The sequence below is a fragment of the Phenylobacterium sp. genome (assembly GCF_022402485.1).
Taxonomy (GTDB): Bacteria; Pseudomonadota; Alphaproteobacteria; order Caulobacterales; family Caulobacteraceae; genus Phenylobacterium.
In genome coordinates, this window is sequence record NZ_JAKRSA010000020.1 from 171,354 (window position 1) to 197,602 (window position 26,249).

General features: G+C 66.2%; 21 protein-coding genes and 1 tRNA gene. 12 read left to right on the top strand and 10 right to left on the bottom strand.

Annotation, left to right across the window (positions count from 1 at the left end; translation table 11 throughout):
* The first annotated feature begins 26 nt into the window (after positions 1-26).
* Positions 27-1,103 carry a tRNA preQ1(34) S-adenosylmethionine ribosyltransferase-isomerase QueA gene (queA, locus tag MH112_RS07940; RefSeq protein ID WP_296566194.1) on the top strand — a complete coding sequence of 359 codons (1,077 nt, stop codon included), beginning with the start codon at positions 27-29 and terminating at the stop codon, positions 1,101-1,103.
* Complete coding sequence (tgt, locus tag MH112_RS07945; RefSeq protein WP_296566196.1) at positions 1,103-2,218, top strand: tRNA guanosine(34) transglycosylase Tgt; 1,116 nt, start codon at positions 1,103-1,105, stop codon at positions 2,216-2,218. Before queA ends, tgt begins: the two co-directional genes overlap by 1 nt.
* Here the strand turns inward: tgt and MH112_RS07950 are convergent.
* Complete coding sequence (locus MH112_RS07950; protein WP_296566198.1) at positions 2,203-2,796, bottom strand: hypothetical protein; 594 nt, start codon at positions 2,794-2,796, stop codon at positions 2,203-2,205. The genes tgt and MH112_RS07950 overlap by 16 nt on opposite strands.
* Positions 2,797-2,914: 118 nt before the next feature.
* On the opposite strand from MH112_RS07950, the gene MH112_RS07955 reads away from it, so the two are divergent.
* Both MH112_RS07955 and arsB read left to right on the top strand, forming a co-directional pair.
* Positions 2,915-2,989, top strand: a tRNA-Lys gene (locus tag MH112_RS07955).
* A 122-nt stretch (positions 2,990-3,111) separates the two neighbouring features.
* On the top strand, positions 3,112-4,170 hold the full coding sequence (gene arsB / locus MH112_RS07960) for an ACR3 family arsenite efflux transporter (RefSeq protein ID WP_296566199.1): 1,059 nt from the start codon (positions 3,112-3,114) through the stop codon (positions 4,168-4,170).
* A 68-nt stretch (positions 4,171-4,238) separates the two neighbouring features.
* Here arsB and MH112_RS07965 read toward each other — a convergent pair whose 3' ends face one another.
* The 7 genes from MH112_RS07965 to MH112_RS07995 form a co-directional block, all read right to left on the bottom strand.
* A complete protein-coding gene (locus MH112_RS07965; protein WP_296566201.1) occupies positions 4,239-4,685 on the bottom strand; it encodes a copper chaperone PCu(A)C in 447 nt (148 codons plus the stop codon).
* Positions 4,682-6,016 carry a PepSY domain-containing protein gene (locus tag MH112_RS07970; protein WP_296566203.1) on the bottom strand — a complete coding sequence of 445 codons (1,335 nt, stop codon included), beginning with the start codon at positions 6,014-6,016 and terminating at the stop codon, positions 4,682-4,684. Before MH112_RS07970 ends, MH112_RS07965 begins: the two co-directional genes overlap by 4 nt.
* A gap of 52 nt (positions 6,017-6,068) precedes the next feature.
* On the bottom strand, positions 6,069-8,102 hold the full coding sequence (locus MH112_RS07975; protein ID WP_296566205.1) for a TonB-dependent receptor: 2,034 nt from the start codon (positions 8,100-8,102) through the stop codon (positions 6,069-6,071).
* Positions 8,103-8,213: 111 nt separating this feature from the next.
* Positions 8,214-8,636: a hypothetical protein gene (locus tag MH112_RS07980; RefSeq protein WP_296566206.1), complete on the bottom strand. Its 423-nt coding sequence runs from the start codon at positions 8,634-8,636 to the stop codon at positions 8,214-8,216.
* A 74-nt stretch (positions 8,637-8,710) separates the two neighbouring features.
* Positions 8,711-9,688, bottom strand: coding sequence for a transglutaminase family protein (locus MH112_RS07985; RefSeq protein ID WP_296566207.1), 978 nt, complete (start codon positions 9,686-9,688; stop codon positions 8,711-8,713).
* A gap of 10 nt (positions 9,689-9,698) precedes the next feature.
* A complete protein-coding gene (locus tag MH112_RS07990) occupies positions 9,699-10,634 on the bottom strand; it encodes an alpha-E domain-containing protein (RefSeq protein ID WP_296566209.1) in 936 nt (311 codons plus the stop codon).
* On the bottom strand, positions 10,631-12,076 hold the full coding sequence (locus MH112_RS07995) for a circularly permuted type 2 ATP-grasp protein (RefSeq protein ID WP_296566241.1): 1,446 nt from the start codon (positions 12,074-12,076) through the stop codon (positions 10,631-10,633). Before MH112_RS07995 ends, MH112_RS07990 begins: the two co-directional genes overlap by 4 nt.
* Before the next feature lie 255 nt (positions 12,077-12,331).
* Here MH112_RS07995 and MH112_RS08000 point away from each other — a divergent pair, with 255 nt between their 5' ends.
* Together MH112_RS08000 and MH112_RS08005 are read left to right on the top strand one after the other, a co-directional pair.
* Entirely contained in the window at positions 12,332-14,110 is a 1,779-nt protein-coding gene (locus MH112_RS08000) for an autotransporter assembly complex family protein (RefSeq protein WP_296566210.1), read from the top strand.
* Positions 14,111-14,223: 113 nt separating this feature from the next.
* On the top strand, positions 14,224-18,294 hold the full coding sequence (locus tag MH112_RS08005) for a translocation/assembly module TamB domain-containing protein (RefSeq protein ID WP_296566212.1): 4,071 nt from the start codon (positions 14,224-14,226) through the stop codon (positions 18,292-18,294).
* Here the strand turns inward: MH112_RS08005 and phhA are convergent.
* Entirely contained in the window at positions 18,288-19,157 is an 870-nt protein-coding gene (gene phhA, locus MH112_RS08010) for a phenylalanine 4-monooxygenase (protein WP_296566213.1), read from the bottom strand. The two genes, MH112_RS08005 and phhA, sit on opposite strands and share 7 nt — an antisense overlap.
* Before the next feature lie 139 nt (positions 19,158-19,296).
* Complete coding sequence (hspQ, locus tag MH112_RS08015; protein WP_296566215.1) at positions 19,297-19,626, bottom strand: heat shock protein HspQ; 330 nt, start codon at positions 19,624-19,626, stop codon at positions 19,297-19,299.
* A gap of 163 nt (positions 19,627-19,789) precedes the next feature.
* On the opposite strand from hspQ, the gene MH112_RS08020 reads away from it, so the two are divergent.
* From MH112_RS08020 to guaA, 6 genes are all read left to right on the top strand, one after another.
* Entirely contained in the window at positions 19,790-20,890 is a 1,101-nt protein-coding gene (locus tag MH112_RS08020; RefSeq protein WP_296566216.1) for a Ppx/GppA phosphatase family protein, read from the top strand.
* Complete coding sequence (locus tag MH112_RS08025) at positions 20,887-21,615, top strand: RlmE family RNA methyltransferase (protein ID WP_296566218.1); 729 nt, start codon at positions 20,887-20,889, stop codon at positions 21,613-21,615. Before MH112_RS08020 ends, MH112_RS08025 begins: the two co-directional genes overlap by 4 nt.
* 77 nt (positions 21,616-21,692) lie before the next feature.
* Entirely contained in the window at positions 21,693-23,156 is a 1,464-nt protein-coding gene (gene guaB / locus MH112_RS08030) for an IMP dehydrogenase (RefSeq protein WP_296566221.1), read from the top strand.
* Positions 23,157-23,158: 2 nt separating this feature from the next.
* Positions 23,159-23,554, top strand: a complete 396-nt coding sequence (locus MH112_RS08035) for an MAPEG family protein (RefSeq protein WP_296566224.1) — start codon at positions 23,159-23,161, stop codon at positions 23,552-23,554.
* Positions 23,555-23,563: 9 nt separating this feature from the next.
* Positions 23,564-24,844 carry an RsmB/NOP family class I SAM-dependent RNA methyltransferase gene (locus tag MH112_RS08040; protein WP_296566226.1) on the top strand — a complete coding sequence of 427 codons (1,281 nt, stop codon included), beginning with the start codon at positions 23,564-23,566 and terminating at the stop codon, positions 24,842-24,844.
* Positions 24,845-24,871: 27 nt separating this feature from the next.
* Positions 24,872-26,249: glutamine-hydrolyzing GMP synthase (gene guaA / locus MH112_RS08045; RefSeq protein ID WP_296566229.1), on the top strand; the 1,378-nt coding region annotated here is incomplete at its 3' end.

Sequence of the window (26,249 nt, forward strand, 5' to 3'; positions counted from 1 at the left end):
GTCTTGCGTGGCCTGACCCGCAGCAAATGAAAACCGCCGATTTTGACTTCGAACTGCCCGACAGCGCCATCGCCCTGCGGCCCGCCCAGCCCCGGGATGCCGCCCGGATGCTGCGGGTGATCCCCGGCCAGCCCCTGGCCGACCTGCATGTGCGCGACCTGCCGGGAGAGCTCCGGGCCGGGGATGTGCTGGTGCTCAACGACACCCGGGTGATTCCGGCCCGTCTCAGTGGCCAGAGGACCCGTGGCGACAGTGTCGTGGCGGTGGAGGCTACCTTGCACAAGCGGGCCTCACCCGCCCGCTGGAGCGCGTTCATGCGGCCGGGCAAGCGTCTGGCACCGGGGGATCAGGTCAGCTTTGGCCAGACGCCGGCGGATGGCCTCCGTCTGGACCCCCTCACCGCCACGGTGGTTGAGAAAAAGGACGGCGGCGAAATCCTCCTGGCCTTTGACCTGGAAGGGCCAGCCCTGGACGAGGCCATCAAGGCCCGGGGCGCCATGCCCCTGCCGCCCTATATCGCCGCCAAGCGCCCCGAGGACGCCCAGGATCAGACCGACTATCAGACCATCTACGCCCAGGCGGATGGCTCAGTGGCGGCACCCACGGCCGGCCTGCACTTCACCCCTGAGCTGATGGAGAGGCTTGAGGCGGCTGGTGTTGAGACCTGTTTCGTCACCTTGCATGTGGGGGCGGGCACCTTCCTGCCGGTCAAGGTCGACGATATTGCCGGCCACCAGATGCATGCCGAGTTCGGTGAGGTGAGCCCCGAGGCCGCCGCCCGGCTGAACCGTGCCCGGGCCGAGGGTGGGCGCATCATCTGTGTGGGCACCACGTCCCTGCGGCTGGTGGAGAGCGCCGCTAGCGAAGATGGGACGATCCATCCCTTTGCCGATGACACGGCCATCTTCATTACGCCGGGCTACCGCTTCCGGGCCGCCGACGGCCTGATGACCAATTTCCACCTGCCCAAGTCGACCCTGTTCATGCTGGTCAGCGCCTTTGCGGGTCTTGAGACCATGCGGCAGGCCTATGCCCACGCCATCGCCACGGGCTACCGCTTCTATTCCTACGGCGACGCCAGCCTCCTGTGGAAGGCCAGCTGATGGTTGCCTTTCCCTTCGAGATCGCCGCCACCGATGGAGCCGCCCGCACCGGGGTTCTGAAGACGGCCCGAGGCGACATCCGAACACCGGCCTTCATGCCCGTGGGCACGGCTGCGACGGTGAAGGCCCTGACCGTGGATCAGGTGGCGTCGACCGGGGCCGACATCATTCTGGGCAACACCTATCACCTGATGCTGCGTCCTGGTGCTGAGCGGGTGTCACGCCTGGGCGGCCTCCACCGCTTCATGCGCTGGGACAAGCCGATCCTCACCGATTCCGGCGGCTTCCAGGTCATGTCCCTTTCCAACATCGCCAAGGTGACCGAGGAGGCCGTGACCTTCGCCAGCCATATCGATGGCTCTCGGCACGTCCTTTCGCCGGAGCGCTCGGTGGAGATTCAGGCCGATCTGCTGGGTGCCGACATCGTCATGCAGCTGGACGAGTGCGTCGCCTGGCCCGCCGAGGAAAGCCGCGCGACTGAGGCCCTGCGCCTGTCAGCCCGCTGGGGTGCCCGCTGCAAGGCGGCGTTCGGTGAGCGGGAGCATCAGGCCCTCTTCGGCATCCAACAGGGCTCGACCCTAGAGGCGCTGCGCCGGGAGTCGGCCGAGCGGCTGATCGAGATCGGCTTCGACGGCTACGCCATCGGCGGGCTGGCGGTGGGGGAGGGACATGAGGCCATGTGCGAGGTCCTCGACTATGCCCCTGGCCTGCTGCCGGCTGACCGTCCGCGTTATCTGATGGGGGTGGGCAAACCCATCGATCTGGTGGAGGCCGTGGCCCGGGGGGTGGACATGTTCGATTGCGTCCTGCCCACCCGCTCAGGCCGCCATGGCCAGGCCTGGACCTGGAACGGGCCGATCAATCTGAAGAATGCCCGGTTCGCCGAGGACGACAGCCCCCTGGACGCGGGCTCGGACTGCCCGGCCAGCCGGGACTATTCCAAGGCCTATCTGCATCATCTGGTGAAGGCCGAGGAGATACTCGGCCAGGTGCTGTTGTCCTGGCACAATATCGCCCACTTCCAGGCCCTGACCGGAGCCATGCGCCAGGCCATCGCCGAAGGGCGCTTCGAAGCCTTCCGCAAGGACTTTCACGCCGCTCAGCGGACGGGGTAACGGGGCGTCAGATCCTGCTGGATCACCGGCTGGGGATCGGTGCTGCGGGTTGGGATGGCTGGCGGCCTGCAGCCTTTTGCCTCGCCCAGTCCCTTCAGATAGGCCCGCCGTACCCCACCGGCGATGATCGCGTCACGCACCAGCCGGTCGTGCTGCTCGGCCCCGCTGAGCCTGCGCACCCATCCCCGGAAGGGGATTACATCCTGGGCCAGGCCCGCCACAGCGCCCAGCGCCGTGCGCTGCCCCTGGGCCATCAGGTCATCCTCGACGAAGCGCTCTTCGTCCAGGTCAGGCCCCAAGGCGTCATTTAATGGGGTGATCAGGGCGATCAGCTTGGCGCAGGTGGCCGGCTGTGGCCGCTGGTAGGGGTTGGCCTGGGCCTCCAGTAGCACGGACGGAATCTTGGTCCGCAGCAGGTTCACATCCCGCAGGGGGGCTGAGACCGCGCCCTCCAAGCTCTCCCGGGTGGCCTGGGACGAGGTCTGCACTTGGGGCGAGCCATCGGCGCGGGTGGTGGTGCAGCCGGCCAGGGCCAGGGCCAGCACCATGAAAGCGGGAAAAAGCTGCGTGCGTGACATGGGGTTGAGCTTAGCCCCTCAAGAACCGTAGGGGAAACGCCAGGGCTCACTTGCCCGAGTCGGACCTGCGCCCTATGGTCCGCCCCCTTCGACCGGCGTCCATCTCGCGCCATGTCGCGGGCCGGTAGCTCAGTGGTAGAGCATTCGACTTTTAATCGAATGGTCGTGGGTTCGACCCCCACCCGGCCTACCAATCCTCATCGGGGATTGTGTTGCTGATGCCGCCCCAAGGGGTTGATCAATATTCCGTAGTTCTAGAAATATGATAGAGGCTGTCGCCAGCGGTGGGTCTGCTGCAACTGGAGGGGGACGGCCATGTCGGTGTTTGAGCGCTATCTGACCCTGTGGGTGGGGCTGTCCATCGTGGTGGGCATTGGCCTGGGCCAGATGTTCCCCACGGTTTTTCAGGCGGTCGCCGCCCTTGAGGTGGCCAGCGTCAACCTGCCGGTGGCTCTGCTGATCTGGGCCATGATCATTCCCATGCTGGTGAAGATCGACTTCCGCGCCCTGAGCGGGGTGGCGGCGCACTGGCGGGGGATCAGCGTCACCCTGTTTGCCAACTGGGCGATCAAGCCGTTCACCATGGCGGTGTTGGGCTGGGTGTTCATCGGCTGGCTGTTTCGGCCCCTGCTGCCTGAGGCGCAGATCGAGTCCTATATCGCCGGCCTGATCCTGCTGGGGGCGGCGCCCTGCACGGCCATGGTCTTTGTCTGGAGCCATCTGACCAAGGGGGACGCGCCGTTCACGCTGAGCCAGGTGGCCCTGAACGACACGGTGATGATCGTGGCCTTTGCGCCCATCGTTGCCCTGCTGCTGGGGCTGTCAGCGATCATCGTGCCCTGGGCGACCCTGCTCTTGTCGGTGACGCTTTACATCCTGACGCCGGTGGCGATCTCGCAGGTCCTGCGGGCCTGGCTGATCAGGTCGGGAAAGCTGGACGCTTTTCTGAGCGCGGTTCAGCCGGTGGCCATCGCCGCCCTGCTGGGCACGGTGGTGCTGCTGTTTGCCTTCCAGGGGGAGCAGATCCTGGCCCAACCCCTGGTGATCGCCCTGCTGGCCGTGCCGATCCTGATCCAGACCTATTTCATCTTCGGCCTGGCCTATCTGATGAACCGCGCCGCCGGAGAGATTCATCCTGTGGCGGGGCCCTCGGCCCTGATCGGGGCTAGCAACTTCTTCGAGCTGGCCGTGGCCGCCGCCATCAGCCTGTTCGGCTTTCAGTCCGGGGCGGCCCTGGCCACGGTGGTGGGCGTGCTGATCGAGGTGCCGGTCATGCTGACCCTGGTGGCCTTGGTGAACCGTTCCAGGCCCTGGTACGAATCCGGGGGCGCGGTCCGCCGCCGTCTGGCCGCTGCCGACCAGGCATCTGGCTAGCTCTGTAAAACTCAAGCCCCGACCGTCCAGACCACGAGGTCCAGACGGCCGGGTCTGGGACCTTTGCCTCAGTGGCCCATGCCGTGGGGGGCAGAGCGGATCTGGGCCATCACCGTCTGGGCGGGCGCGGCCTCGAAGGTCAGGGTCAGACTGACCTCGGTGCCCTCGTCCAGAGGACCCGTGGGGCCGATCAGCATGATGTGCTCGGCACCGGGCTTCAGGGCGACGCTTTCGCCAGCCGGCAAGGGCAGGCCGTCGGGCAGTTCGCGCATCCGCATGACCCCGTCATCCATGGTCATGGTGTGGATCTCGCCCCGGGCCGCAGCCGGGCTTGCCACAGCGGTCAGCCGGTCGTCGGTGGCGGCCTGCAAAGTCACATAGCAGCCCACGGAGCCGGCACCGGCGGCGGCGGGACGACACCAGGGGTCGGTGATGGTGACATTGGCCTCAGCGGCGGGCTCCGGGCTGCAGGCCGCCAGCAAGGCCAGGGGGGCGAGGATCAGAAAATGTCTCATGGTTGAGCTCCGGTTTGAACGGCCAGGCGGGGGGCCAGGCGCTGGAAGGCGAAATCAACGGCGACGGCGAACATGAGCGAACCGCCGACCAGGGGGAAGATGAGAGCGAAGGGTGTGACCACCAAGACCAGGACCAGATGCCTTCGGGGTGAGGTGGTCCGAGGCGGTATCCCCAGGCGGCCCCGGGGGCGACGGAGCCACCACATGGCCAGACCGCTGAGGGCCAGGACCCAGATGGCGACGCAGCCAGCCAGCATCAGCCAGCGGTTAAACTCGCCATACTGACGGCCCTGATGGGTGGCGACGCCCCACTCAATGACCTGAGCGGCGGGACCAAAGTCGCCATAGGCGATATCGGCAGACACCTGGCCATCAGGGGCAATGTAAAGGGTCCGCATGTCCTCGGCCTGGCGCCCCATATGGGAGGCGCTCCAGGCCAGGTCAGGGTCCTTTGACAGGGCGATGCTGAAGGGTTTGGGGAGCCCCGCCTCGGACGCCGTGGCGGCGACCCTGTCCAGGACCTGGGCGCGGTCCAGGATGTGAGCCTGGCCCCCGTGGTCGAGGGTCGTGGTCTGCAGCGTCCAGGGCAAGGCCGGGCCGCCATGATCGCCGTGCCCGGCGGCCTTTGGCCCCCCGCCCCAGGCGCCCGCTGCGGCGGGGGCTGCGGGGCGTCCCCAGCCTGCCGCATTGGTCCATTCCCGCACGGTCTTGCCCCACAGGGCTGACCAGGGCATGCCGGTAAGGGCCAGGAACAGGATCACCAGGCCGGCGAAACTGCCGGTCCAGCCGTGCAGACGGCGCAGCAGGCCCCGCTGACCGGCGGGTGACTGTCGGGAGCGGCTTGGCCACCAGAGAACCGCACCAGTGACCACCAGGACGATGGCCCAGCCGGCTGCGAGCTCGGCCAGCAGATTGGCCTGGGGCCCAAGGAGGGTCAGGCTGTGCAGGTCCTTGACCCAGTCCATACTGCCATCGGGCGGGGTTTGCCCAAGAACCGTTCCAGAGCCTGGATCCAGGTGCAGACGGGTCTGATCGCCGGACGGCAGGCGAAGGATGACTTCGGCGGAGCGCCCGGCCTGGGGAACGGTGACTCGCGTCGCCTCGCCGCCGGTGGCGGTTTCGGCGGCGCTCAGCCAGGCAGACGGGGTGATGGTCTCGGATGGCGGCGCCTTGAGAACATCGCCGTAGACGGCGGCGTCGATTTCCTCGCGGAACAGATAGGCGCCCCCCGTGGCGGCCATCAGCATCAGGAATGGCAGGACCAGCAGGCCTGCGATGAAGTGCAGGCGCCAGACAGCGCCATAGCCTCGTATGTCATGGGATCGGGTCATGTGACCGGCTTTCCTCTGAGGCGGACAGGAGGTCCTGGCCGCCAGTTCCGGTTCAGAAGTCGAGGACAAGTCCGGCAAAGACCGAGCGCCGGTCCCCAGGCCAGTAGGCGGCCGTGGCGGGAGTGGCGGCGATCACCGGCTGGACGTTGGAGACATAGGCCTCGTCCGTCAGATTGCGCAGGTCGACGAAGACGCTGAGGCCTGGCCGGAAGGTCCAGCCGGCATTGATGTGGGCCACCGCATAGGATGGCGCCCGGGTGGTGTTGGCGAAGTCCACATAGGCTCCCCGCGGGCTCCACTCGACCGATGGCGCCACGAACCACCCCGTAGGGGCGTCAAAGCGCAGCTCAGCCCGGTAGAGGTGTTCCGGTGCCACCGGCAGGCGGTTGTTGCGATACTGTGGGTCATCCCGGAAGGCGAAGTCCGACCAGGTGTAGGTCTGGCGCAGCCGCCAGGCTGGGGAGAAGCGCCAGTCCACCGCCGCCTCGATCCCCCGGTGATAGGTCTCATCGGCGTTGAAGGTGGTCGCCGGCCGGTCCTGGCTGACGGTGAACTGCAGGAGTTCGTGTTCCAGTTCGGCATGATAGAGGGTCACGTCCCAGATAAACGGACCCCGGCGGCCCCGGGTGCCGATCTCGTAGGTCAGGGCTTCCTGCGCCTGGACCGGCGCAAAGCCGATTCCGGTGGGGGATAGGGCCCCGAAGTTAGGGGGCTCCACCGAGCGGGTCACGTTGGCGAACACCTGGGCGCCGTCGGGGGCTTCCCACAGGAGGCCTAGGCGCGGGGCGATCCAGTCGAAGGTCTTGTCGGCCTTCAGGTTGAAGGTGGCGGCGACCCCTGGGATCGCGCGGCTGTCAAAGTCCCGCTCAGCCAGGCCATAGGTCGCCCCGCCGATCACCGCCAGTTGGTCGGTCAGGAACAGGCGGCCTTCACCGAACAGGTCCAGGGCGCGGGCGTTCTGGTATGAGATTGAGCGCAACGCCCCCCGGGACCCGACCACATTGACGTAGAAGCGGGAATCCAGGTCGCCCTGGCGGCCCCAGACTCCGGCATAGGCGTCAGCCCGAAGGCCGGCGACCTCGCCCTCCCAGTCCAGCTTGGCGAAGAGGCCATAGTTGCGGCTCTCCTGGGCGATGACCTGGAAAATGGGATGCTCCAGCTCCTTCCAGATGCCATAGGCCCCGCCGGAAAAGGCCAGATTGTCGGCGACATCCCAATTGAAGGTCAGGGCGCTGCGCACGGCCGTGACATCCCGGGCATAGTCGTTGGCCAGGTTGACGGCGGAGGCCTGCCGGGGATTGGCGTTAGACTGGGCACGGGTCAGGGCACCGGGGATTTCCTGCTTGATGTGGGCACCGTTCACGATCAGCCGGACGTCTGCGGTCTCTCCGATCTGTCGACCGACATTGAGGCTGGCGAACTGGATGTTCTGCTGGCTTTGGGGGCGGGGACCCTGGCCGGTCTGGTTGGTGATGGCGGCAAAGCCATCCCACTTGCCCTGTTGGCCGGCGGCGGCCAGATGCTGCCGGGCCATGCCGAAGTCGCCGCCATCCACGCGCAGGCGCAGGCCGTAGGGCGCGGTCTGGCCGGTGGGGGTGACCATGTTCACCGCACCGCCGAGGGTGGCACCGCCGAACCGCAGGGCATTGCCCCCCCGATAGACCTCCACAAACCGGGTGATCAGGGGATCGGCCACCTGGCTGTCGCCAAAGCCGTCGGCCTCATTGAGGGGCAGGCCGTCCTGGGCCAGCAACAGGCCGCGATTGTGGTTGGCGTTGCCCAGGCCTGAGCCACGGATCGAAATCCGAGTGTCACCGCCCCACTTCTTTTGAGCAAAGACCCCGGGTGCGTCACGGAGCATGTCATCAAGGGCCAAGGCAAAGCGGCCTTCATAGGACTCTGCAGCGATGACGGAGACCCCACCGGGGGTTTCGGATAGTCGCTCCCTGGCGTCAGCGACAACGGCAGGGTCCTCCGGATCGGGACGGCCAGTGACGATGACGGAGTCAACGGTGGTCTGGGCGCCGGCGGCGGCGGGCAAGGCGAGGAAGATCAGGGCGCCATAGGCGCTGAGGGCGGATTTCATCTGTGGATGTCCCCGGGCCGCGCAGAGGCGGCCGCGTATGCAGGTGCAGGAAGGCCGGGCGCGCGATGGCGCCCAGGGCCTGGGTGCGCAACAGGACCGGGCTGACCGGTCTTAGGCCTGCTGGGACGGGGGCCCCCGGGCGGGGGGCGGGGGGGCGGCGAGGCCGCGGCCGGGAACAACCTCAGCCGGGGCGGCGAGGCCGTGGCTGGTGGGCGGGGTGAACAACACCACTTCGCCGAGTATCAGGCTGGTGGCCGGGGCGTTCAGCCCATGGCCGGCAAAAACGCAGGGACTGTGGCGGGCCCCGTCATCCTCGGCGGGGAGGGGTCCGCCCTCGGCGTCGAGGTCTGAGGGATCGACCATGACCATGCCCTGGGCGGTACAGAGCATCAGGGCAAAGGCCGGGCCGTCGACCTTTGGCGGCGCGGCCATGTAGCCGGGGGGAATCAGGATCTTCAGGAACAGGGCCAGGCCCGCCAGCGCCATGAACAGGCTGCGGCGCGGTCGAGACAGGGATGAGGCCCGGCGGTTCACATGCCCGCCTTAATTCAGCTTGATCGGCTTTGAAAGGCTGGAATTACGCCGATCCTGGTCATTGCGCCCGGAGACTACTGCTGCTGCTGTTGTTGCTGGTCGTGCATCACAGCATTGGGGGCCGGCCGGCGCCGGGCGTTGCGGCTGAAGGTTGGCGGCGAAATTCGCAGGAACTCCGGCTCGGTTATGGCGGCACGGGCGCGGCGAACTGAAACGCCGACGGCCAGTTGGCTTTCGGCGTCACCCTTGTAGAGCCCCCGGGAGGGGGGCACATCGCTATAGTCGCGGCCAATGGCGGCGGCCACATGCCGCTCCCCGGCCATGACATTGTTGGTCGGATCCAGGCCGATCCATCTCAGGCTGGGCAGGAAGACCTCAACCCAGGCATGGGTCGCGTCCGGGTCGGAGCGGTCGCCGCCCTCACGGTCGGTGAACAGGTAGCCCGAGACATAGCGCGCAGGAATACCCCAGGCCCGACACTGGGCGATCATGATGTGGCTGAAGTCCTGACAGACGCCGCGCCGCTCCCGCAGGGCCTCATCGATGGGGCTGTCGGCCTCGGTGACGCCGGTCTCATAGGCGAAGGACTCGTAGATGATCTTGGAGAGGGCGGTGACGGCGCTCAAGGGATCGCGCTGTCGCAGGCGCTCGATCTCGTGCTCGGCGGCGAAGGCGCGCAGCAGGTCGGTTTGTACCGCAAAGCCATGCTCCCGCAGGAAGTCAAACTGGTCGCCCAGGACGAAGTCACTGCGCAGGCGGTCCCATTCCCCCATGTCGAGGGCCTCGGGGAGGGGGACCTCGGCCTGTGTCTCCACCGCCGAGCGGGCGACGATGGTCAGCTGCTCATGGGGATGAGGCACATCGAAGTGATAAACGGCGTTGCCAAAGGTGTCGGCGTAGGAAAACAGCTGCGCCCCTGGATCGATTTCCAGGTCAAAGCTCACCAGCCGTTGGCGGGCACCCTTCTGCGGCTGCATCCAGACCTCCATGAGGCTTTCGCGCACGGGAGCGGCGTAGTGGTACTGGGTGACGTGGCGGATTTCGAGCAGCACTAGGACATCCTCACGCCGGCAGGCGCATCTCAAGGGGATAGGCCACGAAGGCGTCGTAGACGCCGCTGTGGATGGAGCCACATTCGGTCAAAACGCCCGCGAGGAAGACGTGCGAGCCGTCGCGCTCGATCTCGGCCATGTCGGCATATTGCAGCCTGGCCTTCAGTCGCCCGGCCAGTCGACCAGGCCCCACATGAACCGCCTCGGTATGGCGGCTAAGGACCGAAAGGTGGGCCTCGATCTCGTCGGTGCTGAACCGCACCGAACGGGGAAACTCCGGATTCAGGAGCAGAAACTCCAGGATCGGCCGTGCCCGCACATCGGCGGTATAGACCCGCAGATAGGGCTCCAGAGCGCAGCTCATCCGCAGAACCGCCGTGAGGGTGGAGTGGTCCAGACGCTCGCCGCCCCGGCCGAAACAGACCTCCAGCAAGCGCCCAATCAGCTGGGCGCGTTCCAGGTGCGCGCCCAGCAGCAGGAAGCGCCAGCCCTCCCCATGGCTCATGGTGGCGTCGGCGGCCCCCTTGAACAGGTGCAGGTCAGCGATGATGTCGTGCAGGAAGGCCGACGAGCCATCGTTGAAAGACTTGTTCGCCCCTGATCCCGACAGTCGCAGGTGAACGAGGTTCAGCCGTTCCCAGGTCTCGCTGGTGATCTGGTCACGGACCTGACGGGCGTTTTCCCGGGCCAGGGCCAGGGAGGAGACCACAGAGCTGCCGTCCATACGGTCCAGCGCCAGGGCTCGGGCGGACTCAAAAGGTGTGGCGATCTTTTCCGGAGTGGCTTCGCCCACGGCGGACAGAGCGATCCTCGCCACCTGGGCTGCGGTCTCGGCCCGGTCGAGGGTTGCGGTCAGCATGACATCGGCCAGGCGGGCCACATGCTCGGCCCGCTCCACATAGCGGCCGATCCAGTAGAGGCTGTCGGCGACGCGGGCGAGCATCATGAGAGGTCGTCTCCTGGTCCAGCCAGCACCCACGTGTCCTTCGAGCCGCCGCCCTGACTGGAATTGACCACCAGTGAGCCCTTGCGCAGGGCCACCCGGGTCAAGGCCCCTGGGGTCACGGTGATCTTGTCGCCAGACAGGATGAAGGGGCGAAGGTCCACATGGCGGCTGTCGACTTCACCGTCGATCAGACAGGGTGCCGTCGACAGTTGGATGGTCGGCTGGGCGATGTAGTTGGCGGGATCGGCCTTCAGGGCCTGGGCGAATTCCTCGCGCTGGGCGGCGCTGGCATGGGGGCCGATCAGCATGCCATAGCCCCCGGACGCGCCCACCGCCTTGACCACCAGCTTGTCCAGATTGGCCAGGACATGGCTCAACTGCGCCGGTTCCCGGCAGAGGAAGGTTTCGATATTGGGCAGGATCGGCTCCTCCCCCAGATAATAGCGAATGATTGCAGGCACATAGGCATAGACGGCCTTGTCGTCGGCGACACCAGTGCCTGGGGCGTTGCACATGACCACCGTGCCGGCACGATAGGCGTTGAACAGGCCTGGCACGCCGAGGGAGGAGTCCCGGCGGAAGGTGAGGGGGTCGATGAAGTCGTCGTCCACCCGGCGGTAGATCACATCGATACGCCGCAGACCGGTGGTGGTCCGCATGTAGACCATGTTGTCGTGGACCACGAGGTCGCGGCCCTCAACCAGGGGCGCGCCCATCAGCCGGGCCAGATAGGCGTGCTCATAATAGGCCGAGTTGTAGACCCCCGGCGTCAGCACCACGACCTGGGGATTGGGGCGCCATTCGGCCATGCTGCGCAGGGTCGAAAGCAGCAGGTCGGGATAGCGGTCGATCTGCCGCACGCCGGCCAGGCGGAAGGTTCCAGGGAAGGTGCGTTTAGAGGCCTCCCGGTTGGCCAGCATGTAGGACACCCCCGAAGGGACCCGCAGATTGTCCTCCAGGACAGCGTACTCACCATCTTCTTGTCTGATCAGGTCGCTGCCACAGACATTGGCGTAGGCTTGGTGGGGGACATACAGCCCCTGCATTTCCCGGCGGTAGGACGGGGCCCCCAGCACCAACTCGCGGGGGACAACCCCGTCCTTCAGAATCATCCTTTCGCCATAGATGTCGGCGAGGAAAAGGTTCAGAGCCTGCAGGCGCTGAACCAAGCCCGCCTCTATCCGCGACCATTCGTCGGCCGGAATAATCCGCGGCAGCAGGTCCGTCGGGATGATCCGTTCGGTGGAGCTCTCGGCACCATAGACGGTGAAGGTGATCCCCTGGAGCAGGAAGAACCGCTCCAGTGTCCTCTGGCGCTCATCCAGCTCGCCAGGGCCCAAGGCCGCCAGCCTGCGCGCCATGATGGCGAAGTGCGGCCGGACCGAGCCGTCTGGCGCATGCATCTCGTCATAGGGGGCCCTGGCTTCGGTCTCGCCTGCCATTGCGGCCGTTTCCAGGGCCGCGGCCCGGTCGATCTCTTCGGCTATATGCGCTGTCGCCACGCCCTACTCCACCCGCTCACGTCCTCGAAACCGCAAGCCGCCGGTAGAGCCTAGAGACTGCGGGCGCGATCGTCTCCCCGTAACGATAGCGATCAGAAACTCAGCGTCTGGCGCCGAAAAATTGGGCAGTGACGGCGGGGTGACATGGGGCCATCCCGTCGCTACAGGGTGAGTTCGGGGCATAAGGGTGATTGCGTGGGACGATTGACCTTCGCAGCCGTCGCCACGGCTGCCCTCTGGTTTTGTGGTGTTGGACCGGCGCTGGCCGAGCCGCGCGCCGATGTGTCAGGTGACCTGAGCGGGGACCTGCGCGAGCGGATCGTGCGCGCCATCGGTCAGGCTGACCGTCCCGTAGACAATCTCTTTCAGGCCAGACGCCGCGCCCGAGACGCGGCCGAAGACGCCATCGCTGTCCTACGTTCCGAAGGCTACTACGCCTATGGCGTGGATGCCGAGGTGCTGGAGATTGAGCCACCCCGTCCAGTCGTCGCCATAACGCCCGGGCCGCGTTTCGTGTTCGCCGTGCCGCAGGTGGCGTGGACGGGAACCGCGCCTGATGCTGAAACTCAGGCCCTGGCCCGCCTTGCCCTGGAACTGACTCCCGGTGCTCCTGGGCGGGCTGCCGAGGTTGTCGCTGCCGAGGGGCGGGTTGTGGCGACGGTGCGCCAGGCTGGCTATGCCGATGCGTCGCCCGATCCTCGGGAGGTCGTCGTTGATCACGCCGACAACAGCGTGCGACCCACATTCCGCATCGCGGCGGGGAGCCTCGTGCGTCTGGATGGCCTGGTGCTGGACACCGATGGCCGAACCAATCCCGCCTGGCTGGACAGGTTGCGGCCCTGGCGAGAGGGTGAGGTCTATAGTCCGGAGGATGTCGCTGAGCTGGAGCGACGTCTTTTGGACACCGGTGTCTACGACACCGTGACTGTGGCGTTGTCGGCCAGGGACGATGTCGACGAGGAGGGGCGCCGACGGGTGCTGGTGGGGCTTTCAGACCGACCGCGCCGGACACTGGAGTTGGGGGCCAGCTATTCAACGCTTGATGGGTTTGGGGTCGATTCCCGCTGGAGCCGGTACAATGTGCTTGGTCGTGCCGATACCTTGGCCCTGGTGGCGAGGCTCTCGGAGCTGGATAGCCGGCTCGGGGGGGATCTTACCTTGCCGCATTGGCGCCAGGCGGCTCAGACCCTTCACCTGAACGCCGGGGCCTATCAGAATGAGACTGACGCCTATCAGGAGACGGGCTTTGGCGTGGGGGCCGATATCAGCCGCCGCTACGGCGCGAACGCCTTTGTTTCAGCGGGGGGCTCCCTCGACGCGACCCGCAGTGATGAGAAGGAAGCCAGGACCCTTTCTCCCCTGGGCCGAGACCTGATCACCGTTGCGGTTTTTGGGGCCGCTTCCCTCGACAGGTCCAATGACCGTCTTGACCCAACCCAGGGCTGGCGGGTCGAAGCCCGAATGGCACCAACCTTCATTACCGGCGATGAGAGCCTGCCCTATCTTGAGGCTTCGGCCCAAGGCTCCGCTTACCTGCCTCTGGACACCCAGGGGCGCACGGTGATGGCCGCGCGCCTGAGGATCGGCAGTCTCCTGGGGGGCGCCTTGCCGGACATTCCTGCGCCTTTGCGGTTCTACGCCGGCGGCGGCGGTTCAGTTCGCGGCTATGCCTTTCAGGCGGTGGGGCCGAGGCTCTCGGACAATACCCCGCGAGGCGGTCTTTCTCTGGTGGAGTTGAGCTTCGAGGCGCGCCGCAAGCTCACAGACCGCTGGGGTGTCGTGGCTTTCGTGGATGCCGGATCGGTGGGCGATGCGATGACCCCGGATGGGGACAATCTCAGTGTCGGGATCGGCGTTGGGGTTCGCTATGATCTCGGCTTTGGGCCGATCCGCGCCGATATCGCCATTCCCCTGGATGCCGATAAGCGCGACGGTGCCTTCCAAATCTACATCAGTATCGGACAGAGTTTTTGAGCGGCGAACCTCCAGTTCAGGATGAGCCGCTCAGGGCCAGAACCCGCCGTCGACATCGTCGTCGACTGGCGATCTGGGTTCTGGCAGGTCTCGTCCTGCTCAGCAGTCTTCTCGTGGCCGCGCGCCTTGTGGCCATGGCGCCATCCACCCTGAGTTTTGTGGAGGCGCGGGCCGAGGGCCTCAGGGCCGGCCGGTTTGGTAGGCTGAAAATTGACGGGCTGAGCGGGGATCTGCTGCGCGATGTCCAGATCAGAAGACTGACCCTGTCTGATGAGATGGGAGTTTGGCTGGAAGCCGAAAACCTAAGTTTGCAATGGGATTATCTGGCCCTTCTGCAACGACGCTTTCATGCCGAGGCAATCATCGCCGAGGAGGTTCGCGTGCTGCGGCGACCCCTCCTGGCGCCGCCGAGGCCCGATGATGGCGGCCCCCCTGTGAGGGTCCTCCTCGACCAGATTGACCTTCGCCTCAGCCTCGCGCCCGAGGTCAGCTATGCTGAGGGTCTGTTCGACGTGACCGCGCGGCTGGATGTCCGTCGAGGGGGGCGCCGGCAATCCGGAACGGTCAACGCCATCAGTCTCCTGAGGGCCGGAGATCATCTAGACCTTGAATTCGACCTTGGCCCACGGCGTCCACTGAGGATCGATCTGTCGGCTCTGGAGGCTCAGGGTGGGGCCATGGCAGGTGTCCTTGGTTTACCTGCTGATCGCCCATTTCGGCTGATGATCGATGCCGACGGCCAGACCCGCGAGGGGCAGTTCGAGGCGATCGCCCAGTCGGGCCCCAATACCCCATTGCAGGCCAGCGGCGGCTGGAATGAACTGGGTGGGCGGGCCGTGGGCCGGATGGCCTTGGATGCCTCGGTGCTGACGCTCCCCTTTGCCCGGCGCCTGGGCAATGAGGTGGCCTTTGATATTCAGGCCCAGGGCCTCGAGGCGGGTCTGCAACTCGTCACTGCCCGGCTTTCTGCCGAGAATCTCACGGCGCGGGGGGTGGGCCAGATCGATCCCGGCAAACGGCGGACCGGACCTGAAGGGCTCAGCGTTGTTCTGGAGACGCCGCAGCTCTCGCGCTTGACCGGAGGGCCAGAGATGGGTGCGGGCCGTCTGGCGGGGGTGCTCACTGGCCAAGGGGACGATCTCACCTTCAACGGCGATGTTACCCTCCAACAGCTGGCGATCGCCGGCTATCAGCTCGCCTTGGTGCGCGGCCCTGTGAGCCTTGAGCGCGATCGCCGGGGCCTGAGGCTGGAGACCGACCTACGCGGCGCGGGCGGGGTCGGGGAAGGCTACCTCAGCGCTTTGCTTGGCGCGGAGCCTCAGGCGACTCTATCCGGTGAGCGGTTGCCCGACGGGCAGCTATTGGTGCGTGACCTCCAGGCCACCGGACAGGGCCTTGATCTCGAGGCGCAGGGCGGTCGCGGGCTGCTGGGTGGCCTGAACGCCCGCGGAACCGCCCGGTTTGCCAATCTGGCCGCGGCCCGTTCTGGGGCGGCGGGCACGGTCGAGGCGAGCTGGTCGGCTGACCGGCAGGGGCGCGAGACGCCTTGGCTGTTCCGAGTGGAGGGGCGGGGGAGCGACCTTGCCACCGGATTTGCGCAGCTGGATCGCCTCTTGGGGCCTGCACCCACCTTGCGCGCGCGAGCTGAACTCTCAGACGGACGAGTTGGCCTGGACCAGGCGAGCTTAAATGGCCGGGCGCTGCAAGCGACGGCAGCGGGGGTCTACGGCCCAGAGCGCGACCTGAGGTTCAAGGTAGACTGGTCGGCGGAGGGGCCGCTGCGGGCTGGACCTGCGGAGTTCGACGGCAAGGCAGAGGGCACGGGCGCCATCACGGGCAGTCTGGGTGCGCCACGTCTCGACCTGCGCGCCCGTTTTGATGAGATCGATGTTTCCCGTCTGCCGCTGCGGGACGCAGATCTCACCTTGAGTTTCGGCCGAAGCCAGACAACCGGGGCGGCAGGCCAGGTGAGCCTTGTCGCCAACAGTCAGTATGGGCAGGCCCGGGGGCGCGCCGATTTTGCTTTGCCGGCGATGGGCGTGGACCTTCGAGCCATTGATGTGGATGCCGGGGGCGTCGCGCTAACGGGCGATCTGAGCCTGCGGCGTTCGACTCCTTCCCGGGCTGATCTGCGCCTGGCGATCGGGCCAGGGGCGCTTCTGTCACGTGGGGCGGTCACAGGTACGGTGCTGATTGTGGATGGGGTTGAGGCGCCCATGGCCGATCTGGACCTCAACATTCGAGACGCTGTGCCTCTGGGCAGCGAACTCGCCATCGTCGCTGGCCGCCTGACGGCCCAAGGTCCTTTGGATCAACTGGCCTACGATCTTTCGGCCAGTGGGGGCTATGGGGGTGAGCGCTGGGACCTGTCTGGCCAGGGCGCTCTGGCCCAGGCTGACACCGCGCGCACGGCCACGCTCATGGGGCGAGGGGGATATGGCGGTCGTCGTCTTGTCACCCTCGAGCCTGCCATCTTCCGCCTGGATGACGGGGTGCGGACGGCTCAGATCCTGCTGGGTACCGAGGATGGAGGCCGCGTCGACATCGATGGGCGCCTGGCCGGCCCTCTGGCCGAAATTGACGCGGAGATCACCAATCTTGGTCTCGATGTGCTCAATCCTGATCTGGCAGGGCGAGTGAACGCCAACCTCACCCTGTCAGGGCGGGATGGGGAGCTGGTTGGGTCGTTGGGCGCCAGGCTGATCGACGCCCGCGGCCGCGGAAGCCCCCGGGTGCAAGGGCTCGATGGGGTGCTGGAGGCGGTCCTCGACGATGATGTCATGACCCTGACCGCCGAGCTCAGCAATGAGCAGGGACTGCGGGCTACAGCCGATCTCGCCCTGCCGACAGAGGCGTCCGCGCGTCCCCTCCGACTGGCCTTGGATCGCCGCAAGCCGGTCAGCGGGCGGGTGTTTGCAGACGGCGATGTGGATCCGCTTTGGGCACTGCTGGTGGATGGGGATCGCACCTTGGCGGGCCGGGTCAAGCTTGATGGCCGGATCGGCGGCACCCTGGCCGACCCCAGTCTCTCAGGACAGGCGAGCCTGGAGGGGGGGGAGTTTGACGATGCGGCGACCGGCCTGAAATTAAAGGCGATCACCATCAAGGCTGTGCTGTCAGACCGGGTCATTGATGTCAGCCAGGCTGAGGGGGTGGATGGCTCAGGCGGCCGCGCCGATGGATCGGGCCAGATCAGCCTCTACCGGGGCGGGGTCTCCGGCTTTCGTCTGCGCCTGGACAGATTTCGGCTGATTGAGAATGACACGGCGACGGTCGATGCGACCGGTGAGGTGACCATCAACCGGAACGAGGAGGGCAAGGTCCGACTGGCGGGCGACCTGGTGGTCAATGAGGCCACGGTGGCGGCTGATCCCCCGACCCCCTCAGGGGTGGTGACCATTGATGTGGTGGAGCGCAATCGGTCCCTGGAGCTTGACCTGCAACAGAACCTGAGGCTGCAGCCCCAGCAGCGGCGGGGCGAGGGCTGGGCGCTCGATGTGAAACTCAATGCCCCGCGGGGCATCTTTCTCCGAGGCCGTGGTCTGGATGTTGAGATGTCCCTGGACGCCCACGTCGTCGGCTCGACCGCCCGACCGATCCTGTCGGGAGAGGCTCGCGTTGTGCGTGGTGACTACGAGTTTGCCGGCAAACGTTTTGAGTTCGACCAGCGTGGCGTGGTCTATCTTTCGACCTCGCCACAGAATATCCGCCTCGATCTGACGGCAACCCGAGAAGACTCAACCCTTACTGCCGTGATCCGGGTAAACGGCACGGCGGCCAAGCCCAGCATTCGACTGACCTCGACACCCGTGCTGCCCGACGATGAGGTGCTGTCTCAGGTATTGTTTGGACGCTCGGCGTCCCAGTTGTCGACCCTGGAGGCTGCGCAGCTGGCGGCGGCCCTGTCTTCACTGGCTGGGGGCGGTGGGTTCGACATTGTTGGCAACCTGCGGGAGTTTGCTGGCCTCGACCGCCTCAGCTTGGGCGGGGATGAGACCTCCGGGGTGACGGTGGCCGGCGGCAAATATCTGACCGATGATGTCTATCTGGAGATTATCGGGGGTGGTCGCGCCAGCGCCACAGCCCAGGTGGAGTGGCAGGTGCGCCGCAATCTTTCCATCGTCTCAAGATTGACGGGGCAGGGCGACAGCCGCCTGTCCGTACGCTGGCGGCGGGACTACTGAGCCGCTGGCCGTGTTCCATGATGGGTCTGTCGCCCGCGATGGAGGACCCCGTCGTGGGCGACCACGTGGCCGATGGGGATGTCGTCCAGGGTGGCCAGGACGTCATAGACGGGCGCAAAGTCCTGCAGACTCGCGGCCAGCAGGGCCTCCAGGGATGGGATGACAAAGTAGGTCGGCTGGAAGTCGTCTATCCGGTAGGGCGTGCGCATCACCCGGATCAGGTCAAACTCCAGGCGATGGGGGGAGGGGGCATCCAGACAGAAAACGGACTCCGCCCGGGAGGAGACGATCCCCGCGCCATAGATTCGAAGGCCCTTATCATCGCGCAGCAGGCCAAACTCGACGGTATGCCAATAGAGCCTCGCCAGATGGTCCAGATGGCCCTTGCGCAAGGCCCGCAGGCCTCCACGTCCATAGGCGGCCATGTAATCGGCGAAGACGGGATCGGTGAGCATCGGCACATGCCCAAACACATCGTGGAACACGTCGGGTTCCTGAAGGTAATCGAGTTGGTCGGGGGTTCGTATGAACCGTCCGGCTGGAAACCGACGATGCGCCAGGTGCTCGAAGAAGATCGCGTCGGGCACAAGACCGGGGACAGCCACGACCTGCCACCCCGTCAGTCCCATCAGTTCGGTATTTATCCTGGCGAAGTCGGGAATGCCGTCGCCCTTCAGGTCCAGGGCCTCGAGTCCCCGAAGGAAAGGCGCGCAGGCGCGGTCCTGCAGCAGGGCGACCTGCCGCTCATAGAGGGTGGTCCAGACCTTGTGTTCGCCGGGGCTGTAGGTCTCCCAGCCCTGATCGATGGTCCAGTCGGCAGACGCCCCTGGTGGCGGTGAATCTAGGTTTGAGGTCCCGTCCATGGGGAGAGAATGCGCCGAATTCGGGGAAAAATTCGTTCGAATTTGACCGCGAAACCCCAAAATCTAGATCAAAAATTGCGACCTAGCCGCCTTCCCTGAAAGCGTAAGCCGCCCCTGCCCCCGAAAGGCGCGGAGCCCTCTAGTGGCTGATCCGGGGGCGCAGCGTGTAGTGGTCGCCGTGGAACGAATCGAACAACAGGGCGGCCTGAGGGTGTCCGACAGGCTCGCCGGACTCATCAGGCAGCAGGTTCTGCTCGGAAACATAGGCGACGTAGGCGCTCTCCTGGTTCTCCGCCAGCAGGTGATAAAAGGGCTGGTCCTTGTGGGGGCGGACGTCTGCAGGAATCGACAGCCACCAGTCCTCGCTGTTGGCGAATTCCGGGTCGACGTCAAAGATCACGCCCCGGAAGGGGAAGATCCTGTGACGGACCACCTGTCCAATGGCGTACTTGGCGCGACGAAGTTCCATGGGAGGGATTTGTACACCACGTTTCCTAACTGGGGGGTGAACGTAATCATCCTGTCACATGGCGCAAGGCGACGCCTTTCGGCGAGCGAATCCGCTTGCTACAGTCGCCTTCGAAACGAGATGGCCATGAGTAGGCCGTCTGCAAAAGGACAGGTGACGGTCCATGTCTGAGGCGCTGAGCGCGCCCGACACCAGGTTGCGTGCGCGGGAGAGAACAGCCAGGGAAGTGCCGTGTTATGCGGCCCTCGACCTTGGCACCAACAATTGCCGGCTGCTCATCGCCACCCCCGCCCCCGGAGGGTTCCGGGTGGTTGAAGCCTATTCCCGCATCGTGCGCCTCGGGGAGGGCCTGTCCCAGACCGGTCGGCTTTCCGAGGCGGCTATGGATCGTGCCCTGGCGGCCTTGGCTGTGAGCGCCGAAAAGGTGCGCCGCCGTCGTGTTGTCAAGCTGCGCGCTGTCGCCACCCAGGCCTGTCGCTCGGCGGAGAATGGCCAGGCCTTTGTCGAGCGGGTCGCACAGGAAACCGGCCTCAATCTCCAGGTGATCACCCCCCATGAAGAGGCCAGGCTTTCGGTCGCCGGATGCTTGGGCCTGCTGGACCGGGAGGCGCAGGCCGCCCTGGTGGTAGATGTGGGCGGCGGCTCCACCGAGATGTCATGGGTGGATTTGAGCGGTCCGACCCAGGCAGCTGACCGCACCCCACCGATCAAGGCCTGGCTCTCAATCCCCATTGGAGTTGTCACCCTAGCGGAGCGGTTCCCGGAGGGTGAGGCCCCCACAGACCAGTGGTTCCGAGCCATGGTCGAGACCGTAAAAACCGAGATCGCCGCTTTCCGTCGGGCCGAGTCCCTGAGGCCGGTGTTCGAGGCCGACGCCGCGCATCTGGTAGGCACATCGGGGGCGATCACGTCCTTGGCGGGGCTCCACCTTGGTCTGGATCGATATGACCGGGCCCAGGTGGACGGCATATGGATGACCCGCGGCGACTGTGACCGCGCCGCAGACCTTCTGCTATCCCTGACCCCGTCGCAGAGGGCCAGACAGCCCTGCATAGGTCCTGATCGTGCTGATCTGGTCCTGGCCGGGGCGGCGATCCTGCAGGCGGTTCAGGAACTCTGGCCCTGTTCACGGGTGCGGGTTGCTGACCGAGGCCTTCGGGAAGGGGTGCTAATGTCCCTGATGTCAGATAAGGGCGGGCGGCGTCGCCGTCGTCGCGGCCCCCGCCGTCGCCGGGCGGCTGAGAGCACCAAGGCGCCTGCATGACCGAGCCCCCCCGCAAGAAGATGGTTCGCCTGCCCACCGGAGGCAGCGACGAAGGGCGCGCCAAGCCCGCACGCCTGAAGACCGCCAAACAACGCACACCGTCGTCTCAGGCCTGGCTGGAGCGACAGATCAATGATCCCTTCGCCGCCAAGGCGCGCGCGCATGGGTACCGCTCCCGGGCGGCCTACAAGCTGATCGAGATCGACGACAAGTTTCATTTCCTGAAACCGGGCGTGCGCGTCATCGATCTGGGCGTGGCACCTGGCGGCTGGACGCAGGTCGCCATCGAGCGGGGGGTGACCCATATCGCCGCCGTCGATCTGCTGCCTGTTGATCCCATGCCCCCGGCGCACATCCTGCAGATGGATTTTACAGATCCCGAGTGCGGACCGATGCTCATCGACCTGCTGGGCGGGCCGCCTGACCTGGTGCTGTCGGACATGGCCCCCAATACCGTGGGTCATCGCCAGACCGATCACCTGCGCATCGTTGGCCTGATCGAGGTGGCCACGGCCTTCGCCATCAGCGTCCTGAAGCCCGGCGGCGCCTTCGTGATCAAGGCCTTCCAGGGGGGCGAGGTTGGCGATCTGATCCAGAAGCTGCGGCTGGAGTTCGCCCAGGTCCGCAATGTGAAGCCCAAGGCCAGCCGGGCGGATTCGTCGGAGACCTATATTGTCGCCACTGGCTTCAAGGGACGGCGGACCGAAACGGGCGCAACGGCCTAAATCACACCGAAGCGCCCACGGGCCTTGCCCCTACCGGCACCGACGGCTTATACGCGGCTCGCAAAACGGAGAGTCTCATGGAGATTCGCGAAGGGCTTACCTTCGACGATGTTTTGCTCGAACCCGGCGCGTCCGAGGTCATGCCCACCCAGGTGGATACGACCACACGGCTGACCCGAGAGATCAGGCTGAACATACCCCTCGTGTCCTCAGCCATGGACACGGTCACCGAGAGCCGGTTGGCCATTGCCATGGCCCAGGCTGGCGGCCTGGGCGTGCTGCATCGCAACTTCACCGTCGAGGAGCAGGCCGATCAGGTCCGCGAGGTGAAGCGTTACGAAAGCGGCATGGTCATCAATCCGCTGACCATCCATCCGGACACGACTCTGGGCGAGGTCCGCGAGATCAAGGCCAGGCGGCGCATTTCAGGTTTCCCGGTGGTGGAGCGCGGCACAGGGAAACTTGTGGGCATCCTCACCAACCGTGACATGCGGTTCGAGGCCAGTGATGCCATGCCCGCCAGTGCCCTGATGACCAAGGATAAGTTGGTCACGGTGAAAGAAGGCGTTGAGCAGGCCGAGGCCCATGACCTGCTTCGCCGCAACAAGATCGAGCGGCTGATCGTGGTGGACGACGCCTATCGGGCCGTCGGCCTGATCACGGTCAAGGACATCGAAAAGGCCCAGGCCCATCCCCTGGCGGCCAAGGACAGCAAGGGCCGGCTGCTGGTCGGTGCGGCGTCCACCGTCGGTGACGCGGGCTTTGAGCGGTCTATGGCGCTGATTGAGGCAGGCGTGGACGTGGTCGTCATCGACACCGCCCACGGTCATAACGCCGATGTTGGCCGGGCTGTGGGGCGGATCAAGGCCCTGAGCAATCAGGTTCAGGTCATCGCCGGCAATGTGGCCACCTATGAGGGCACCCGCGCCCTGATCGACGCCGGAGCCGATGCGGTAAAGGTCGGCATTGGCCCAGGCTCCATCTGCACCACCCGGGTGGTGGCCGGAGTGGGGGTCCCGCAACTGACGGCCATCATGGACGCGGTCCGGGCTGCAGGGGATTCCGGTGTTCCGGTCATCGCTGACGGCGGCATCAAGTATTCCGGTGACCTGGCCAAGGCCCTGGCGGCCGGTGCCCAGGTGGCGATGATGGGCTCGGTGTTCGCCGGCGTGGACGAGGCACCGGGTGAGGTGTTCCTGTACCAGGGACGTTCCTACAAGGCCTATCGCGGCATGGGCTCTTTGGGCGCCATGTCCCGGGGCTCAGCCGACCGGTACTTCCAGAAAGAGGTCTCTGATGCCCTGAAGCTGGTGCCGGAGGGCATCGAGGGCCAGGTGCCGTTCAAGGGCCCCATTGCCCCCATCGTCCATCAGATGGTCGGCGGCCTGCGGGCGGCCATGGGCTATGTGGGGGCCGGCAATCTGCAGCAGTTCCGCGAGCGGGCGCGTTTCATCCGGATCACCGGAGCGGGCCTGCGTGAAAGCCACGTCCACGACGTGATGATCACCCGTGAGGCCCCTAACTATCCGAGCGGGATCTGACCATGAGCATGGCCCTGGAACTGAAGCTGCTGGCTGTCGCTGTCATCATCGGCTTCATTCAGATCCTGTGGGCGGCGGCAGCAGCCCGTCGTCAGCAGGGACTGAAGTGGGCGGCCGGTCCTCGGGATGAGGTGAAGGCCGTTGACGGGGTCGCCGCCCGGCTCGACCGGGCTTTGCGCAACTTCATGGAGACCTTCCCGTTCTTCGCCACGGCGGTGATTGTGGCCTATCTGGGCGGCAAGCTCGGCGACCTGACCCTGTGGGGCAGCGTGCTCTATGTGGCCGGGCGTGCGCTCTATGTGCCGCTGTATGCGGCAGGGGTTCCCCTGGTGCGCAGTATCGTCTGGACCGCCGCCATGGTCGGGCTTGGCATGGTGGTGGCGGCCATTTTCCTGTGAGGCGGCCCTGTGCGTGACGGCGGGCGCCTGGCTGCAGCCATAGAGGTTCTGGATGACATCGAGACCCGTCATCGCCCCGCCCGCCTGGCCCTGAAGACCTGGGGTGAGCGGTCGCGGTTCGCGGGCTCGAAGGATCGCGCTTTCGTTTCGGGTCTTGTGTTGGACGTGCTGCGTCGCCGCCGGTCCCTGGCCTGGCGAATGGGGGCGGATACCAACAGGGCCGCTGTCCTTGGTGCCCTGAAGTTCGAGTGGGGCTGGACCAGCCCAGCCATCGCTGAGGCCTGCGCCGATGAAGAGCACGGCCCAGGCGCTCTGACAGACGCCGAGGCTGCGGCGCTAGAGGCACCTGTGGACCTCAGCGCCGCTCCAGAGGCCGTGCAGGGGGACTATCCCGACTGGCTGGACGAGGGCCTCGGTCGCGCCTTTGGGGCACGCCGGGTTGAGGAAGCTCAGGCCCTGGCCCAGCGGGCACCAGTGGACCTGCGGGTCAATCTGCTGAAGACCGATACGGTCCGGGCGCTCAAGGCCCTGGCCCCGTTGGGACCTGAAGCGGTGCCGCTGCAGCCGGGTGCCATCCGCCTGCCAGCGCCTGACCCCGCGCGCCGGGCCGGCGCGGTCGAGACCATTCCGGCCTTTTCCAAGGGCTGGTTCGAAGTGCAGGACCTGGGCTCGCAGATCGCCGCCTCCTGCGCTGGCGAGGTCAAGGGACGACAGGTGCTGGATTTATGCGCCGGGGGCGGGGGCAAGACCCTGGCGCTCGCTTCGGCCATGGGGAATTCCGGCCAGATCTACGCCTATGACTCTGACGCCCGGCGCCTGACCGACACCATCCGCCGGGGGGACCGGGCCGGCGTGCGCAATCTGCAGATCCGCTCGCCGGTCAATCCTGAGCCGCTGGCTGGCCTGGAAGGCAGAATGGACGTGGTCTTCATTGACGCCCCTTGTTCAGGGTCAGGCTCCTGGCGGCGCCACCCTGACACCAAATGGCGGTTGAGCCCTGAAGCCCTGGAGCGCCGGATGGCCGACCAGGACCAGGTGCTGGACACCGGCGCGACCTTCGCCAAGGTCGGCGGCCGCCTGATCTATGTCACCTGCTCGGTACTGCCCCAAGAGGACGAGGATCGGGTGGAGGCGTTCCTGGCCCGGCAAGAGGGCGCTTTCGCCCTGAAGCCCGCCACCGACCGCCCCGAACTGACCCCATGGCTCACGCCGCAGGGCTATCTTCGTCTGACGCCGGCCGGTGCCCAGACCGATGGCTTCTTCGTGGCTGTGCTGGAACGTACGCGCTGAACTGATCGCATTATCAAGGCCTTTGCCATGACCGACCGTCTTCAACCCAACCATGAGCGCGTGCTGATCGTCGATTTCGGCAGCCAGGTGACCCAGCTGATCGCCCGTCGGCTGCGGGAGGCCAGCGTCTATTGCGAGATCCATCCTTTTGACAAAGCCGGGGCGGCGCTTGCGGCCATGGCACCGCAGGCGATCATCCTGTCTGGCGGCCCGGCCTCAACGACCGAGGCGGAGAGTCCCCGCGCCGATCCGGCCTTGTTTGCCGCCGGCGTGCCGATCCTCGGCATCTGCTACGGCGAGCAGGCGATCTGCGCCCAACTGGGCGGCAAGGTCGAGAGCGGCCACCACCGGGAGTTCGGCCGGGCCGAGATCGTCATCACCCGCGACAGCCCGCTGTTTGCCGGCATCGGTGCGGTGGATCACCGCGAGCCGGTGTGGATGAGCCACGGCGACCGCGTCACCGCTATTCCGCCGGGCTTTGAGGTCATTGCCACCTCAGCAGGCGCGCCCTTTGCAGCGATCGCTGACGAGACTCGCGCGATCTATGGCGTGCAGTTCCACCCCGAGGTGATGCACACCCCGCGCGGGGCCATGCTCCTGAAGAACTTCACCCATGGGGTCGCGGGCCTGACCGGCGACTGGACCATGGCTGCCTATCGCGACGAGCAGGTGGCTAAGATCCGCGCCCAGGTCGGCGACGCCAAGGTGATCTGCGGCCTGTCTGGCGGGGTCGACAGTTCCGTGGCGGCGGTGCTGATCCACGAGGCCATCGGTGACCAGCTGACCTGCGTGTTCGTCGACACCGGCCTGCTGCGCAAGGACGAGGCGGAGCAGGTCACCACCCTGTTCCGCGAGCACTACAACATTCCCCTGGTCCACGTGGATGCCTCGACCGAGTTCCTCGGGGCCTTGGCTGGGATCAGCGACCCGGAGACCAAACGCAAGACCATCGGCCGGGTGTTCATTGAGGTTTTCGACCGCGAAGCGGCGAAGATTGAAGGGGCCCAATTCCTTGCCCAGGGTACGCTCTATCCAGATGTGATCGAGAGCGTCTCGGCCACCGGGGGCCCCTCGGCGGTGATCAAGAGCCACCACAATGTCGGCGGCCTGCCCGACTACATGAAGCTGAAGCTGGTCGAGCCCCTGCGCGAGCTGTTCAAGGACGAGGTGCGGGCACTTGGCCGCGAGCTTGGCCTGACCGACGCCTTTGTGGGCCGCCATCCCTTCCCCGGCCCGGGCCTGGCCATCCGGATCCCCGGCGAGATCACCCCGGAGGCCGTGGCCACCCTGCAGCAGGCCGACGCGATCTATCTGTACGAGATCCGTAAGGCTGGCCTCTACGACGCCATTTGGCAGGCTTTCGCCGTCCTGCTGCCGGTCAAGACCGTCGGGGTGATGGGCGACG

Excerpts from the sequence above, each read along its gene's own strand:
- queA (WP_296566194.1), top strand. The coding sequence starts at position 27 with ATGAAAACCGCCGATTTTGACTTCGAACTGCCCGACAGCGCCATCGCC.
- tgt (WP_296566196.1), top strand. The coding sequence starts at position 1,103 with ATGGTTGCCTTTCCCTTCGAGATCGCCGCCACCGATGGAGCCGCCCGC.
- MH112_RS07950 (WP_296566198.1), bottom strand. The coding sequence starts at position 2,796 with ATGTCACGCACGCAGCTTTTTCCCGCTTTCATGGTGCTGGCCCTGGCC.
- arsB (WP_296566199.1), top strand. The coding sequence starts at position 3,112 with ATGTCGGTGTTTGAGCGCTATCTGACCCTGTGGGTGGGGCTGTCCATC.
- MH112_RS07965 (WP_296566201.1), bottom strand. The coding sequence starts at position 4,685 with ATGAGACATTTTCTGATCCTCGCCCCCCTGGCCTTGCTGGCGGCCTGC.
- MH112_RS07970 (WP_296566203.1), bottom strand. The coding sequence starts at position 6,016 with ATGACCCGATCCCATGACATACGAGGCTATGGCGCTGTCTGGCGCCTG.
- MH112_RS07975 (WP_296566205.1), bottom strand. The coding sequence starts at position 8,102 with ATGAAATCCGCCCTCAGCGCCTATGGCGCCCTGATCTTCCTCGCCTTG.
- MH112_RS07990 (WP_296566209.1), bottom strand. The coding sequence starts at position 10,634 with ATGATGCTCGCCCGCGTCGCCGACAGCCTCTACTGGATCGGCCGCTAT.
- MH112_RS07995 (WP_296566241.1), bottom strand. The coding sequence starts at position 12,076 with ATGGCAGGCGAGACCGAAGCCAGGGCCCCCTATGACGAGATGCATGCG.
- phhA (WP_296566213.1), bottom strand. The coding sequence starts at position 19,157 with ATGGACGGGACCTCAAACCTAGATTCACCGCCACCAGGGGCGTCTGCC.
- hspQ (WP_296566215.1), bottom strand. The coding sequence starts at position 19,626 with ATGGAACTTCGTCGCGCCAAGTACGCCATTGGACAGGTGGTCCGTCAC.
- MH112_RS08020 (WP_296566216.1), top strand. The coding sequence starts at position 19,790 with ATGTCTGAGGCGCTGAGCGCGCCCGACACCAGGTTGCGTGCGCGGGAG.
- MH112_RS08025 (WP_296566218.1), top strand. The coding sequence starts at position 20,887 with ATGACCGAGCCCCCCCGCAAGAAGATGGTTCGCCTGCCCACCGGAGGC.
- guaB (WP_296566221.1), top strand. The coding sequence starts at position 21,693 with ATGGAGATTCGCGAAGGGCTTACCTTCGACGATGTTTTGCTCGAACCC.
- MH112_RS08035 (WP_296566224.1), top strand. The coding sequence starts at position 23,159 with ATGAGCATGGCCCTGGAACTGAAGCTGCTGGCTGTCGCTGTCATCATC.